We start from the raw sequence: 14,206 nt of genomic DNA, 5'->3' as shown, positions 1-14,206 counted from the left end.
TCATGCCGCCCATGGTCTTGAAATCGGCATAGATCATGGCCGGCAGCTTGCCGGCGGAGACCGGGTTGCCGACGGCGATCACCGGAATGCCCTTCTTGGCGGCTTCCTCGAACTTCTGCGCCACGCCGGCTTCCGAGATGGAACCGATGATGATGGCGTCGACGCCGGCCGCAAGGCAGTCGTCGAACTGCGAAAGCTGGCGCGGCAGGTTCTCGTAGCCGCCGGCCTCGTAGAGGTTCATGCCGACGCCCAGATCCTGCGCCTCGGAGACGAGGCCGTAGGCCACCGCCACCCAGTAGCTGTCCTTCATGTGCGGGAACAGCACGCAGATGTTGTAAGGCTTCGCCGCCTTTTCCAGCGGAGTGTACTCGGCTTCGACATCCTTGCCCGACGAAGCGTCATAGACCTTGGCCGGATACCACTTGTCCGCAGCCATGGACGGCTGCGCCGCAACCATGACGGAAAGCAGGCTGACGGCACCCATAGCAAGAGAACGCATCTTCATTTCAGTTCCCCGAGATCTCGTTCTGGAAGGGCTTTATTATTTGTCTTCACGTCCGGTTTTCCGGGAGGTTACCGGCCGGGAAAAACTTTCAGTCTGTCGTCGTTCCGGGCAGGACCGAGCATCCCACGCGGATTTACTTTACACCCGACAGTCATGCTAGCCGCGGCCCCTTCAGCCCGCTTAGGCGCAGACGCCCTAAGGGTTGGACAGGAGCGGCCTCGGCAGGCAGGGCCGGCGGACGCAAATGGCAGGGCGGACGGGCGCCTTCGCGCCCGCCCGTGTCGTGTCAGGCGGCGCTGGCGCGCAGGGCAGCGGTGGCCGCCGCATCCGGGCGGCCATCCTCTGCAAGCACCACGCCATAAACGCTGCGGGCCCGCGCCGCGGTAATCCAGCCGTTGGCCACATCGGCCGCCACGCGCGCCGGGTCGCGGTCCAGCGGCCGGCCGTAACCGCCGCCGCCGTTGGAATAGGACAGCACCATCTCGCCGGCGCGGATGTGCTCCTGCGCACAGCCCGGCAGGTCCACCACCGAGCCGTCGGCAAGACGCTTCATCTGCCGCACCGGCGCGCCGTCCAGCCCGCCGCGCACACCGCGGGCGGGGTAGACATTGCCGTCGGCCACATAGGCGAGGTCGAAATCGCAGCCGACCGGGCCGAACGCCACGAAAATGCTGCTGGCGCCCAGATATTCGCCCGCGCCCTCGGTATCGGGCAGGAAGCGGCGTTCCTCGACGACCAGCGGCTGGCGCAGTTCATCGAGTTCGATGCTGTCCTGATAGCACAGGCCGGAGTTGCCGACGTGGCACAGCGTCTGCCAGGCATCGGTGGTGGGGGCGCCGGGACCGGCGCTCATGCCCAGGAAGATCTGGTTGACGAAGCGCTGGCCGGACCGCGGATCGACGCCGGAGACCACGCCCATCGCCGGCGGAATGACGGCGCCCGCCTCCGCAAGGCCGGCACCGGCGACGATCTCCGCCATCGCGCTCTGCACGCTGTTGGCGATGCGGTCGGCGAGATTGGTGGTCGCCACCGAGCAGGAGGTGGGGTGGATCGGAATGCCGACCACGCAGCCCTCGCGCAGGTGCACGCGGATGCGGCGGAAGGCGCCGGCATTCTTCGGCACGGTCGGGTCGATGCTGTTGAAGAGGCCGACCATGGCCGCCGTGCGGGCGGTCGATTCGGTGGTGTTGAGACCGCACGGCAGGTTGTCGAGATTGTCCCGCAGGTCGATTTCCACCATCGCCGCATCCGGGTCCACGGCGACATCCACCTTCACCGGAATGCCGTCGGGCGGCGTGCCCGGGAACGGATCGTGGATGCTGATGTGGGTGGCCTTGCCGGCGGTGAGCTTGCGGATGGCGGCGACCATGCGCTGTTCGGTGTAGTCGAAGAACTCGTCCTCGAACTGATGCACCGCGTCCCAGCCCAGTTCCGCGCCGATTGCCAGCAGCTCACGCTCGCCGATGCGCGCCGCGCCGAGCATCGCCAGGAAATCGCCCCACCACTGGTCCGGCACGCGGATGCGCGCCCGGCACATGCGCACGATATCCTGATTGGTCTCGTAGTTGTCCTGCACCTTCACGGCCGGGAAGATCAGCGCGCCTTCCTCGTAAACATCGCGGGCCGCGCCGAAATAGGTGGTGGGCTGGGAGTTGCCGCAGTCGGCCTGATGGGCCTTCGCCACCACGGTGAAATGGTGCACGCCGTTATCGTCGATGACCGGCACGAGAATGGTGTGGTCGGCGGCATGGGAGCAGCCGTGATAGGGCGAATTGTGCAGGAAGGCATCGCCCTTCTTCAGCACCGGATGGAACTTCCGCATCGCGGCGACCATCATGTCCGGGCCGGAAAGCACATGGATCGGCAGGCTTTCGGCGGTGGCCAGCAGCTCGTTGTTGCGGGTCACGATGCAGCACGAGAAATCGCGGGCAATGTTGAGCACGCCGGAACGGCCGGTGCGCAGCAGGGTGTTGGCCATCTTGCGGGCCACACCCTCCAGACGGTTGTTGATGAGGGCAAGGCGGACGCCCTTGCCGGCAGCGGAAGACGCAGTCTCTGCCATGGGTCAGGTTCCTTCTTTGCGCTCAGAGGCCGGGATCGATGACGAGGCTGCCCGAGGGGCAGCGCCGCGCCACGGCACCCGGATTGACGACCACCGTGGTGAACGACGACTCGATGATCGCGGGGCCCGCGACCTCGTCCTCGGTCGTCAGCAGCTCGAAGCGCCGCACGTCCGTTTCCACCCGGCCATGGCCGGAGAAATAGGCCGGCCGGGTACCGCGCGCCGCGCCCGCCGCCGCCCTGGAGGCCAGCGTGGCGCCCTCCTCTGCCCGGATACGGCAGGCGACCGCCACGCTCCAGCTGACCACCTCGATGCCCGAGCCGGCATCGCGGATGGCGAAGATCTCTTCATGCGCCTGATGGAATGCCTCGATCAGGGCTTCCACATCCTGCGGCCCGCCGAACCGGGTGACCGGCAGCTTCACCTCGATTTCCCACACCTGCTCCGGGTAGCGCGCCTCGGCGGAGAGGATGATGGTCTGCGCCTTCGAATCCGCGCCGCGCTCGGCGATGAAGGCATCGGCGCGCGCCAGCAGCCCGTCGAGCACCGCGTTGACGCCGTCGTAGTCGAAGGTCGCCGACTTGGTGAAGAAGGTAGCGCGGTGATGGGCCGTCAGATCCGACATGATGGCGCCGGCCGCCGAGAGGGCGGCCCCGACTTCCGGGATCACCAGCTTCGGCGAGGCGAGGCGCCGGGCGATCAGCACGGAATTGAGCCCGGCCGCGCCGCCGCCGCCGATCAGCACCGCCTGACCCGGGTCGATGCCCTGATTGACGGTGATGTCGACAATGGCCTGCACCATGTTCTCGGTCGCCACCGCAATGATGGACGAGGCCGCCTCGTCGACGCTGAGGCCGAGCGGGATCGCCACCTCGCGCTCGATGGCGGTGCGCGCGCCTTCCAGATCGAGCGTCATGCGGCCGCCGAGGAAGAAGGCGGGGTCGATATAGCCCAGCACCAGCGAGGCATCCGTCACCGTCGGGTGCGTGCCGCCGCGGCCGTAGCACACCGGCCCCGGCACCGCGCCGGCCGACTGCGGGCCGACGTGCAGCATGCCGCCTTCGTCGATCCACGCGATGGAACCGCCGCCGGCGCCCACGCTCTTCACATCGACGGAGGGAAAGCCGGTCATGTGGCCGCGATAGGGGTGCCCGATCCACGTTTCGCTGGTGAACGGAATATGGCCGCGCCGCACCAGACTGACGTCGTAAGTCGTGCCGCCGGTATCGGCGATGATGGCGTTATCGGAACCGGCATCGACGCGGGCGAAATAGCGCCCGGAGACCGGGGCCATCGACGGACCGGAGTTGATGAGATTGATCGGCGCCCTGGCAACCTCCGCAGCATCGATGACACCGCCCATGGAGGTGACGACGAGCACCCGCCCGCCGAAGCCCGCTTCCGCCAGACGGCGGGCGAGGCTGTCCATATAGGCCTCCATCATCGGCTTCAGCGAAGCGTCGATGGCAACCGAGGTGGCGCGGCGATATTCGCGCAGGGCCGGGTTCAGGCGGTTCGAGAGCGTGACCGGAACGCCGGGCAGGTGCGTGGCGAGCAGTTCGCCGACGCGCTCCTCGTGGGCCGGATTGAGGATCGACCACAGCAGGCAGACGGCGACCGCCTCCACGCCCTGCGCCTTCATGGCCTCGATGACGGCAATCACCGCCGCCTCGTCCAGCGGCGCGCGCTCGCTGCCGTCGGCAAGGATGCGGCCGGGAATTTCGAAGGTCAGCGACCGCGGCACATAGGGCGCGGGATAGGGCACGGTAAAGTTGAACGGCTCGCTGCGACCGCCTTCCCGGATAACGAGAATGTCCGGATGGCCCTCGGTGGTCAGGAACGCGGTCTTTGCGGTGTTGCCGGTGATGATCGCATTGATCGCATGCGTGGTACCGTAGATCAGGGTTTCACCCCGCGCCAGCAGCTCCGCCAGCGGCATGTCAAGGCCCTCGGCCGCAACGGCAAGGGCATCGAGCACACCGCGGATGGGGTCCGCCGGCGTCGTCGAGGCCTTGAACATGTGCAGGGCGCCGCTGTCGTCCTCAACAATGAGGTCCGTAAACGTGCCGCCCGTATCAACCGCAAAGCGCATTCGTCTCTCCTCGGCAAAACCCGGACCGGCCGGCTTTCACCCGCGCAGATGGCATCACTTGTCCCCCATGACCGAATGCTGCTGCATTTGATCTTTGATCACAAGACAGAATTGAGGCATGCCAAAAATATCGCCACCATGGTGGGAAATTGGGCGCCGATGCCGCAAATTTCGCCTTTGATCACAGATCAAATCTGCGCATAGATGCCTTTCAGGGGAGAAAATGACGATGGCAGACGAACCCGCGCAGGCCGCGTTGCGCGATGGCGCGCGCGCAACCACAGCCACGACGACGGCAGAAGAACCGGCCGGCCCCGTGCCGCGTCTCAGCCATGAAACCATGCAGGGCCGCGTCTATCGCGAGATGCGCGCCGCGCTGCTGCAGGGCCGCTTCCGGCCCGGCGAGGTGCTGACCGTGCGCGGGCTGGCTGAAATGCTCGGCACCAGCCCGATGCCGGTGCGCGAGGCGATCCGCAGGCTGGTGGGCGACGGCTCGCTGGAACTGCTGAAAAGCGGCTCGGCGCGGGTTCCCGTGCTGACGCTGCAGCGGTTCGACGAACTGACCGACGTGCGCGCGGTGCTGGAAGGCCATGCCGCGGCACGCGCGGCCGAGCAAATGGAGAGCGCCGCGTTCGCCGCGATTCGCGCCTCCAACGAACATCTGGACCGGCTGTTTACCGCCGGCGACATACCGGCACTCGTCAACGCCAACAAGGATTTCCATTTCGCGGTCTACCGCGCCGCCCATTCCGAGGTGCTGTTCGCCTCCATCGAAAGCCTGTGGCAGCAGGGCGGCCCCTATCTGGCCGAACTGCATCAGGGCACTAACAAGCTGCCGCCGATCCGTTATGCGCAGGCGGTCGGCCATCACTTCGACCTCATCGCCGCCTTCGCCAAGGGCGATGCCGCCGGCGCGCGGGCCGCGATGGAAGCCGATATCCGCGATTCCGCCCGCATCTACCGGGCGGTGATGTTCTTCGGCCGCACGGCCGACGAGGCTTATTCCGACCCGGGCGCCTGAAGCCGGTTTCCGGCCAGACCAGCCCGTCACCATGAGAGGATCGAACATGGGTTCCGAACGGGTTGTGCTCGTGACCGGCGGTTCGCAGGGCATCGGCGAATGCATCGCCCATGCCTTTGCCCGCGATGGCGCCACGGTGGCTGTGGTGGCCTCCAGTAAGGTGGAAAAGGCAGAGGCCGTTGCCGCGGCCATCCGTGCGGCCGGCGGCAAGGCCGGCGCCTACGCCGCCGACGTGCGCGACGAGGCCGCCCTCGCCGCGGTCGCCGCCGCGGTGGAACGCGATCTCGGCCCCATCGCCGTTCTGGTCAATTCGGCCGGCGTGTTCTTCCCCACCCCGGTCGGCGCGACGGGGGCGGAGGCCCGCGACCGCACCATCGACATCAACCTCAAGGGCACCTGGAACGCCATCAACGTCGTCGGACCGCTGATGAAGGCGCGCGGCCACGGCAAGATCATCAACATCTCGTCGGTGTGCGCCACCATGGGCTTTGGCGGTTATGCCATCTATTGCGCCACCAAGGCGGGCGTGTCGATGATGACCAAGGCCCTCGCCATTGAGCTCGCGCCCCACGGCATCAACGTCAACGCCATCGCGCCGGGCAACACCCGCACCGAGATGAACGCCGACATCCGCACCAGCCCGGAACTGAAGCCGATGCTGGAGGCGATCGTCGCCCGCACGCCGACCGACCGCGTTTATTCCGAGCCCGAGGACATGGCGGCCATCGCCGTGTTCCTCGCCTCGCCGGGGGCAATCGCCATCCACGGCACCACGATCCTCGCCGACGAAGGTTTCTCCGCCGGCTTCTGAGGAGGCGGGCGGCCCCTCTCACCCCCCGGAGGGGCCGCCCGAACCCTCTCATCCTTCCGCGGACCGCGCTTCCGCCAGCTGCCGGATCGCCTCGAACGGCATCACGTCCGCATATTTCTGCTGCATGTCGAACAGGCTGGCCTCGTGCGGGCCGGTGGCGCGGTCGCCCACGCAATCCGCCGCCACGATCACGCGCAGCCCCGCCGACATGGCATCCACCACACTGGCGCGCACACAGCCGCTGGTGGTGCAGCCGGCCACGACCAGCGTATCCACCCCGCACTGCATCAGCCAGGGCGCCAGAGCGGTGCCGAAGAAGGCCGACGGCACCGTCTTGCGCACCACGAGTTCCCCGGCCGCCGGCTGAAGCGCCGGCACGAAGTGGCTGGCGGGGTTATCCTCCGTCAGGATCAGCATGCCGGGTATCTTGCGGGAAAACGGATTGGCATCCGCTCCGTCGCCCTGAAACACGATGCGGCTGTGGGCCACCGGCCAGCGCCGGGCGCGGGCAAAGGCCAGCAGCGTCTGCGTGCGGGCAATGGCGGCGGCGATGTTGCCGCCGCCGAAGCCGGCCGGGTCGGCAAAGCCATTGGTGAAATCGATCACCAGCAGCCCCGGCCGCGCGCCCATGCCGACAGAAGCTCCAAAGCCCTGCCGGCGGTAGACGTCTTCGTCTGCGCTCATCGTGGCGTCCTTCAGTCCGCGCGCTGGTCGGGCGGGATCACCTTGCCGTCGATCACCATCGGCTCGCCATCAAGGTAGACTGAGCAGTTGCGCAGCGGAATATCCATGTGGCACGGCGTGTCGCGGGTGCCGCCGGCCTCGGTGTTCGGCCCGGTGGAGAACAGGAAATTGCCGTAGAAGGCCCGCGCATCCATGCCGATGGTTGCTTCGCGGTCATAGAGCCCCATGGCCGTCCATTTCGCGCGCGGCTGCAGGCCCCAGCCGATGTGCGACAGGGCGTAGACCTCCGGATCGTCGAAGGATTCCATGTACTCGCGCAGGAACTCCGCATCGAAGCCGCCATTGATCTCGCGCAGGTAGCCGTCGCGGAACACCAGTTCCACCGCGTCCTGCACATAGGACTTGAACGGCAGAATGATGTCGCCGCGGTCGATGACGATGCGGCCGCTGGCGCTGCCCTCGTTGGACCAGGTTGCCAGAAAGCCGCTCGGCCAGTGGTCCCAGCGGCCGGGCAGATCGGCCAGGCCATATTCAGTGAGGATGGGATAATCGCCGAGCGCGCAGGTGAAATCCGTGCCGGCGCGCGAGGTGGCCGTCATGGTTCTGGCGCGCTTCAGCCGGTCGGTGGCAGCCAGCACGCGGCGGCGGTCGTCCTCGGTCGGGATCATGCGCAGCAGCACTTCCGGCGGCTCCACCGCCAGCAGCATGCGCGAACCGCTTTCCAGAATCTCGCCCTGCTCGGGCGAGAACAGCAACAGCATCAGATCGATGATGAGGTCGCTCGATTTCAGCGCCGCCATCGCCGCCTTGTTGCCCCTGAGCGCGGTGGCACCCACATAGGCCAGCTTGTCGCGGCTGAGCGAAACCTCGCCGTTCATCGGCGGCAGTTCCACCGTAGTGATGATGCCGCCAAGCTCGCTCGCCGCCACGGTGGCGCAGCGCAGGCTCTGCGGGTTGGTATCCGTGCTGGTCAGCAGCGTCACCTGCTCACCCGCCTTCAGATTGCAGCCGGCCAGCACGGTGCGCCAGGCGGCGATGAACTGAGTATCGCTGACAGTCATGATCGGTCTCACGGTTTCGGCGGAATGACGACCGGCGCGGTTCCGGTCTGCAGGAAGGGATCGATGGCGGCAAAGAAACCGTCGAAATCGTCCCACGGGATCATGTGGGCCGCCCCGGACACGCAGGTGACGACGATGGCGGGGTTGAGGGCGCGGATCTCGGCGATATCGTCCGGCAGGATCACCCCGCCCTTGCCGGCCACGACAAGCTGGGTCGGGCAGCCCAGAAAAGGCAGATCGGCGTGGATGTCGGTGTCGTGAAAATCGGCAAACGCGCGCAGGATCGCCGGCTCGTAGCAGGTCGCCAGCCACTCCGCCCTGAGGCGCAGGTCGGCTTCTCCCCATGTGGGCGAGAACGGCTGCAACGCGCGCCAGTCCATGCCGTGCACGGCAAGGCGGAGGGAATCGACATACCACGTCAGCGGCGCCGGATAGGCCCGCCGGCCCGGGCCGCTCACCGGCGGATCGGCCAGCACCAGCCGGCCGAACGCGCCCGGGGCACGGCGCGCGGCACGGATGGCGATGCGCGCGCCCATCGAATGCCCCACGACGACGGGAGCCCCGCGCCGGCCCTTCTCAAGCCCCAGCTCGCAGGCCAGCGCGATCAGGTCGTCGGCCAGTGCATCCAGCCCATAATCCAGCTCCGGCCCGCCGGACGACAGGCCGCGGCCGCGCACGTCCACCACGTAGGTGTCGTGGGTCTGGCCGAAGCGCTCGCCCACGAACGCCCACGTCGGCGCCGGGCTGGTGATGCCGGGAATGAGGATAAGCGGCTGGCCATGGCCGCCGAAGCGCTGGAAGTGCTGGCGGATGCCGTTGGCGTGCACATGCGCGCCGTAGAGAAAAGTGCTTGCCATGTCGTGATCCCTTGCCGCCCCGGCGGCCGCACGGCGCCCCTGCGGCAGCGCAGGGCGTGTGCGGCGGCACGGGCGACATTAATTAAACTGGCATTTAATTAATTTGGCGACAAGGCCAGATTTGCGTCACGCCCTGCCCGCCTCGCGGGCAATCGCACCGGCCTTCGCCGGCCGGCCTCACGAGCGCTGCGCAGCGTTGGCCAATGGCCGCGCCGGCGTGCTAGACCCGGTGGCACTCCCCTGCCCCGCCGCCGCGCGCAGCCCCCGCCCGGGCGCCGCGCCGAAACCCGGTGAAAGCCTCATGAGCGACGACAGCGCCTCCCCGCCACCCGTGCGGCGCAGCCGGCCCGGCCGGCCGGAAGGGCGCGGCAACCACCGCGAGGCGGTGCTCGACGCCGCCGAGCGGACCTTTGCGGAACGCGGCTTCGCAGGGGCCTCCTATCGCGAAATCGCGGCCGAGGCAGCCGTGACGCAGGCGATGATCACCTATTATTTCGGCTCCAAGCCGGATCTGTTCCGCGAGGTCTACCTGCGCCGCGGCCGTCAGCTTGCCGGCGAACGCATGGCGCTGCTGGAGGCCCTGCAGGCCCGCGAAGCGCCGTTCAGCGTGGAGGACGTGGTGCGCGCCTATCTCGTGCCGCCGTTCGGTCTCGTGACCAGCACCGGCGGACGGGCGTTCCTGCGCCTGCAGGCCCGGCTGCACGCAGAGCCGGACGAAATGGCCTTCGGCCTGCGCCGCGAGGTCTACGATGCGCCGGTCCGGGCCTTTGTGACGGTGCTCGCCGGCCTGCTGCCGCACCTGCCTGCCGATGTGCTCTATCGCCGCTTCGCGCAGATCATCGGCATTTATCTCTACATCCTGTCGGATGCCCACCGCATCAGCGAAATCAGCGCCGGGGCGGCGGCGATGCCGGCGACGGAAACGATGATCGCGGAGATCGTCGCCTTCACCGCCGCCGGCCTCAGGGCTCAGAGCGCCGCATAATCGATCGGCGTGGCGTGCCAGCCTTCGGCCCGCTTCTGCCAGAAGCACTCGCGCAGCCGCGCGGAAACCGGCCCCGGCCGGTCATTGTTCATGATGCGCCCGTCGATGCGCGAGGCGGGCATGATGCCGCCGGCGGTGGTGGTGAGGAAAATCTCGTCCGCCTCGCGCACCTCGTCCATGGAAACCGGCCGCACCGCGCACGGCAGCCCGAGTTCGGCGCACAGTTCCAGAACCGAAGCCCGCGTCACCCCTTCCAGCGCGCCGCGGTCCGGCGTCGCCACCGCCCCGTCGCGCACGATGAAGACGTTGAATCCGGGGCCTTCCGTCAGATTGCCGTCGGCATCCGGCAGCACGGCAAAATCCGCGCCCTGATCGTAGGCCTCGAACAGGCCGCGCGTGAGATCGCCCCAGTGGAAGTTCTTCACCGTCGGATCGACGGATTCCGTCGCGATGCGCGGCGTTTTCGCCACGACCAGATGGGCGCCGCGCTGCTGCATCTCCGGGCTTGCCACCCACACCCACGGGATGGCGTAGGCGGCGATATAGTTGCGGGCGAACACCGGATGATAGGGCTTGCCCGGCAGCGGGCGTCCGCGCAGGCAATCCATCGCCACATAGGCCTCGCGCAGCCCGGAAAGCTGCACGCAGCGCGTGAGAATGGCGCGGATGTCGTCGTCGCTCTCCGCCGGCTCCATGCGCAGCGACTGCATCGAGGCGCGGAAACGGCGGATGTGATCGTCGAGGCGGAAGAACGCGCCGCCCCACACGCCGACCACATCGTAGGTCACATCGGAGCGGCGATAGCCCCAGTCGGTGATGGGAATGCGCGCCTCGCCCACGGGCATGAACTGCCCGTCGATGCAGGCGGCCCCGCGGGAATAATCCGGTTCAGCCATTTCAGTCCCCTTGTTGGCCGTTACCGGCCGGTGGCGTCATCGACTTCGCGCAGCGCCGCGGCCATTGCCTCCAGGAAGCAGGCGGCGTTATCGGCCGAGAACACCAGCGGCGGACGGATCTTCAGCACGTTGGCCTCCGGCCCGGAGGCGCTGATCAGCACGCGGCGGCGCTTCAGCGCGTTGACCAGCCGGCTCGCATAGTCGGGATCGGCCTGCCGCGTGCCGCGGTCCTTCACCAGTTCCACGCCAAGAAACAGCCCGGCGCCGCGCACATCGCCGATTGCCGCGTGCTGCTGCGCGAGCGCCTCAAGGCCCTCTTTCATCAGCGCGCCGACGCGGGCGGCATTGGCCACCAGACCTTCGCCGGCGATCACCTCAAGCACCGCAAGGCCCGCCGCGCAGGACACGGGATTGCCGCCGAACGTGTTGAAATAGCGTGACTTCTGGCCGAAAATCTGCAGCAGGTCGGCGCGCGCGACCAGCCCCGCCACCGGATGGCCGTTGCCCATCGGCTTACCCATGGTGACGATATCCGGCACCACGCCATGGCGGGCAAAGCCCCACATGCCGGCGCCGGTGCGCCCGAAGCCCGGCTGCACCTCGTCGGCGATATAGAGGCCGCCGGCCGCGCGCACCGCCTGCACCGCACCGGCCAGAAAACCCGCCGGCTCGGGCTGGATGCCGTCGCTCGAAAAGATGGTATCGCACAGCAGGCCCGCCACCTTGTGGCCGCGCCATTCCAGATCGGCAATCGCCGCACGCACGGCCGTCTCCAGCAGCCGGCCCGTCTCGGCCGCACCGTGGCGATAGGGATCGGGCCCCGGCACCAGCCGCACATGCTCGCCCAGCGCCACGCGGGTGCCGAGCGAGGGCGACATCGACGAGGTTGCACTGGTCACGCCATGATAGGCGAACGAGGTCACGATGAAGCCCTCGCCGCCGGTCACCGCCGTGGCGATGCGGATGGCGAGGTCGTTCGCCTCGCTGCCGGTGCAGGTGAACATGGCGTGGGCCAGCGGAGCCGGGAAGGTGGCCAGCAGCCGTTCGGCGAAATCGAGAATGGTCTCGTCGAGATAGCGGGTATGGGTATTGAGAACGGCCGCCTGCCGCGCAATGGCTGCCACCACATGGGGGTGGCAGTGGCCGACGGAAGCGACGTTGTTATAGACGTCGAGATAGGCGTTGCCCTGCGCATCGTAGAGCCACACGCCCTCGCCGCGCACCGGGTGCAGCGGCTCTTCATAGAACAGGCGATAGGCCGGCCCGAGCAGGCGGTCGCGCCGGGCGACGAGGGCGGCCACCTCGGGCGGCAGCGCCGTGCTGCCGGGCACGAAGCCGTTGGCCATGTGGGGGGCGGGGGAAGAAGCCGGCATCGGTCATTCACTCCATGGCGCAGGCACGGCGCAGCACAGCCTGCGCGCGGTCGCGTTCAATCGCCGTCAGCACGGCAAGACCGGCCACCGCCCGCGGCTGATTGCGCAGGATGTAGGCCGCATTGTCCGGATAGCGCGCCGCCCGCCAGGCGGTGATGGTTACGGTCGCCACCTGCCGCGCCATGACGAGGTCGAACAGCAGCTCAACCTCCTGCGGTTCCAGCGGAAAGACGGCATGATAGGCCGCCACCAGCTCCGCCACGCCGTCGAGCGCCGCCTCTGCGGGGCCGACATGATAGGCCGCCGCAACCGCCACATCGTTGATGCGCGGCGCGCGCACCATGTCGCCGAAATCGATGACGCCCGTCACCTTTTCCGGGGCGGCCGGATCGGCCAGCACGTTGTGGGGGTTGAAGTCGTTGTGGATCACCTGAAAGGGCAGCCGCGCCATAGCCGGGCGCACATGATCGAGAAACGGCTGAAGCCCGGCCTCAGCCCGCGCCCGCAGACCGGCATCGGCAATGGATTCCTGAAGCGGCAGCAGCGCATCGGCGGACTTCAGGTCCCACAGCAGCGGGTGGTCGGCGCCGGGGTGTTCAAAATCCGCCAGCGCGCGGTCAAGCTCGGCGAGGCTGCGGCCGATGGACCGGCGCAGCGCGGCGGAAGCCCGAACCCGCGCCAGCGGCTCGCCCGGCAGATGCGTCACGATGCGGGCCTGACAGCGGCTGCCGTCGGCCAGTTCCACCCGCGCCTCGTAGCGCCCGTCGCGGGCCGGCATCACGCGGGCGACCGGCAGGGCCGGATTGCGCCGCACCACATGCAGGAAGGCCTGCGTCTGGAAGTCGGTCACGGCCGGGTCTTCCTGCGCATTGACGATCTTCAGCACGAAGCCGCGACCGGCCGCATCGATCAGGTGAAAGTTGCGGTCGCGCTCGCTGGTCAGCGGCCGGGCCGAAACGGCGAGGCCGAACAGGGTGTCGGCAATGCGCTGGGCATCGGCAACATCGGCGGCAGGCGGGGCGGCACTCAGGAGATGGTGGGGCCAATCCAGATCGACAGCCATCGAAAACGGCAATCCCGGTTATGCGCGGCGCTTTTCGCCCCGCGGCAGAAGACGACGCTTCGCGACCGCCGCCTGCAGGCAGGTCGCGGCCGCGCAGATAACGCCATGCACGCACCGTTTGCGGTGCCGGCAGCGGACCACAGCGGTCCGGCCCGCGCCCGCCAGAGCGCAAACGCACGAAGAGCATGGAAATGGAATGGCCGGCCCGAATGCGCCGTCAGCCGCAAAGCGGCCCCCTTAACCGACGACGTCAACCGGCCGGGCAGCAACGGCATGCGCCATTGCAGATGCTGAGTATCTGCATCTGATTTTATAATGACGTGATCACGCGGCGAGATCAACGGGATTCGATCACAAGCGCGGGAAATTTCCGCTTGCAGCCGGGAATGTGGCAAAACGGCAATAAATCCGCGACTTCCCGCCCAGCGGACGTGCGAAAGTCCCCCGGAGGCGGCCCCGGAGCGACCCGATGGAACAGGCCGCATGGCTGGATTTGATCACAGAATGAGGCCCGCGGGCCGGAGCGTTCACGGCCACCGCCGTCCGCCGGCGGGCAAGATGGGGCGGGCGAGACGGCGGGGCGCGGCAACGGGCGCGCTGAAACAGCCCCGCACGCAGTGATAGCGTGGAGCGGACGGAACGGGCCGGATGCGGCGGGCGAGCGCGGCCCGGCACCGTTCGTTCTGTGCCGGCCGCCCGATGCCCCTTGCCGGAGCGCCGGCAAGATGATCGAACTACCGCACGCAGCGGCAACGGGCCGGGGCCCGCCGGGGCCGGGACGGCCGGTTGCGCAACA

The 14,206-nt window shown here is 68.1% G+C and carries 12 protein-coding genes; 3 read left to right on the top strand and 9 right to left on the bottom strand.

What is annotated here, in order from left to right:
* From V7067_RS02650 to V7067_RS02640, 3 genes are all read right to left on the bottom strand, one after another.
* The coding region (locus tag V7067_RS02650; protein WP_334174321.1) for a substrate-binding domain-containing protein at positions 1-499 on the bottom strand (499 nt) is incomplete at its 3' end.
* A 292-nt stretch (positions 500-791) separates the two neighbouring features.
* Positions 792-2,567 carry a hydantoinase B/oxoprolinase family protein gene (locus V7067_RS02645; protein WP_334174320.1) on the bottom strand — a complete coding sequence of 592 codons (1,776 nt, stop codon included), beginning with the start codon at positions 2,565-2,567 and terminating at the stop codon, positions 792-794.
* Between the two features lie 22 nt (positions 2,568-2,589).
* Complete coding sequence (locus tag V7067_RS02640; protein ID WP_334174319.1) at positions 2,590-4,659, bottom strand: hydantoinase/oxoprolinase family protein; 2,070 nt, start codon at positions 4,657-4,659, stop codon at positions 2,590-2,592.
* 229 nt (positions 4,660-4,888) lie between these two features.
* Here V7067_RS02640 and V7067_RS02635 point away from each other — a divergent pair, with 229 nt between their 5' ends.
* Both V7067_RS02635 and V7067_RS02630 read left to right on the top strand, forming a co-directional pair.
* Positions 4,889-5,680, top strand: a complete 792-nt coding sequence (locus V7067_RS02635; protein ID WP_334174318.1) for a GntR family transcriptional regulator — start codon at positions 4,889-4,891, stop codon at positions 5,678-5,680.
* A gap of 46 nt (positions 5,681-5,726) precedes the next feature.
* Positions 5,727-6,491: an SDR family oxidoreductase gene (locus tag V7067_RS02630; RefSeq protein WP_334174317.1), complete on the top strand. Its 765-nt coding sequence runs from the start codon at positions 5,727-5,729 to the stop codon at positions 6,489-6,491.
* A 48-nt stretch (positions 6,492-6,539) separates the two neighbouring features.
* Here the strand turns inward: V7067_RS02630 and V7067_RS02625 are convergent, their stop codons facing one another.
* The 3 genes from V7067_RS02625 to V7067_RS02615 are packed head-to-tail and all read right to left on the bottom strand — an operon-like array spanning position 6,540 to position 9,093.
* Positions 6,540-7,175 (bottom strand): isochorismatase family protein, encoded by a 636-nt coding sequence (locus V7067_RS02625; RefSeq protein WP_334174316.1) that lies wholly within the window; start codon positions 7,173-7,175, stop codon positions 6,540-6,542.
* Positions 7,176-7,186: 11 nt separating this feature from the next.
* Positions 7,187-8,236 (bottom strand): 2,5-dihydroxypyridine 5,6-dioxygenase, encoded by a 1,050-nt coding sequence (locus tag V7067_RS02620; protein WP_334174315.1) that lies wholly within the window; start codon positions 8,234-8,236, stop codon positions 7,187-7,189.
* A gap of 8 nt (positions 8,237-8,244) precedes the next feature.
* Positions 8,245-9,093 (bottom strand): alpha/beta hydrolase, encoded by an 849-nt coding sequence (locus V7067_RS02615; protein ID WP_334174314.1) that lies wholly within the window; start codon positions 9,091-9,093, stop codon positions 8,245-8,247.
* A 301-nt stretch (positions 9,094-9,394) separates the two neighbouring features.
* Here V7067_RS02615 and V7067_RS02610 point away from each other — a divergent pair, with 301 nt between their 5' ends.
* On the top strand, positions 9,395-10,078 hold the full coding sequence (locus V7067_RS02610) for a TetR/AcrR family transcriptional regulator (protein WP_334174313.1): 684 nt from the start codon (positions 9,395-9,397) through the stop codon (positions 10,076-10,078).
* Here the strand turns inward: V7067_RS02610 and V7067_RS02605 are convergent.
* Genes V7067_RS02605 through V7067_RS02595 form a run of 3 tightly spaced genes read right to left on the bottom strand, consistent with a single transcriptional unit; the run spans position 10,063 to position 13,410 of the window.
* A complete protein-coding gene (locus V7067_RS02605; protein WP_334174312.1) occupies positions 10,063-10,974 on the bottom strand; it encodes an aminotransferase class IV in 912 nt (303 codons plus the stop codon). The genes V7067_RS02610 and V7067_RS02605 overlap by 16 nt on opposite strands.
* 20 nt (positions 10,975-10,994) lie before the next feature.
* Complete coding sequence (locus V7067_RS02600) at positions 10,995-12,320, bottom strand: aspartate aminotransferase family protein (RefSeq protein WP_334174324.1); 1,326 nt, start codon at positions 12,318-12,320, stop codon at positions 10,995-10,997.
* Positions 12,321-12,354: 34 nt separating this feature from the next.
* Complete coding sequence (locus tag V7067_RS02595; RefSeq protein WP_334174311.1) at positions 12,355-13,410, bottom strand: phosphotransferase; 1,056 nt, start codon at positions 13,408-13,410, stop codon at positions 12,355-12,357.
* Positions 13,411-14,206 lie beyond the last annotated feature (796 nt).

It is taken from the genome of Pseudoxanthobacter sp. (assembly GCF_036822375.1).
Taxonomy (GTDB): Bacteria; Pseudomonadota; Alphaproteobacteria; order Rhizobiales; family Segnochrobactraceae; genus Pseudoxanthobacter.
This window is presented reverse-complemented; position numbering and strand designations above follow the sequence as displayed.

Bases quoted from the DNA above. Each gene is read 5' to 3' on its own strand.
- V7067_RS02645 (WP_334174320.1), bottom strand. From the start codon at position 2,567: ATGGCAGAGACTGCGTCTTCCGCTGCCGGCAAGGGCGTCCGCCTTGCC.
- V7067_RS02640 (WP_334174319.1), bottom strand. From the start codon at position 4,659: ATGCGCTTTGCGGTTGATACGGGCGGCACGTTTACGGACCTCATTGTT.
- V7067_RS02635 (WP_334174318.1), top strand. From the start codon at position 4,889: ATGGCAGACGAACCCGCGCAGGCCGCGTTGCGCGATGGCGCGCGCGCA.
- V7067_RS02630 (WP_334174317.1), top strand. From the start codon at position 5,727: ATGGGTTCCGAACGGGTTGTGCTCGTGACCGGCGGTTCGCAGGGCATC.
- V7067_RS02625 (WP_334174316.1), bottom strand. From the start codon at position 7,175: ATGAGCGCAGACGAAGACGTCTACCGCCGGCAGGGCTTTGGAGCTTCT.
- V7067_RS02620 (WP_334174315.1), bottom strand. From the start codon at position 8,236: ATGACTGTCAGCGATACTCAGTTCATCGCCGCCTGGCGCACCGTGCTG.
- V7067_RS02615 (WP_334174314.1), bottom strand. From the start codon at position 9,093: ATGGCAAGCACTTTTCTCTACGGCGCGCATGTGCACGCCAACGGCATC.
- V7067_RS02610 (WP_334174313.1), top strand. From the start codon at position 9,395: ATGAGCGACGACAGCGCCTCCCCGCCACCCGTGCGGCGCAGCCGGCCC.
- V7067_RS02605 (WP_334174312.1), bottom strand. From the start codon at position 10,974: ATGGCTGAACCGGATTATTCCCGCGGGGCCGCCTGCATCGACGGGCAG.
- V7067_RS02600 (WP_334174324.1), bottom strand. From the start codon at position 12,320: ATGGCCAACGGCTTCGTGCCCGGCAGCACGGCGCTGCCGCCCGAGGTG.
- V7067_RS02595 (WP_334174311.1), bottom strand. From the start codon at position 13,410: ATGGCTGTCGATCTGGATTGGCCCCACCATCTCCTGAGTGCCGCCCCG.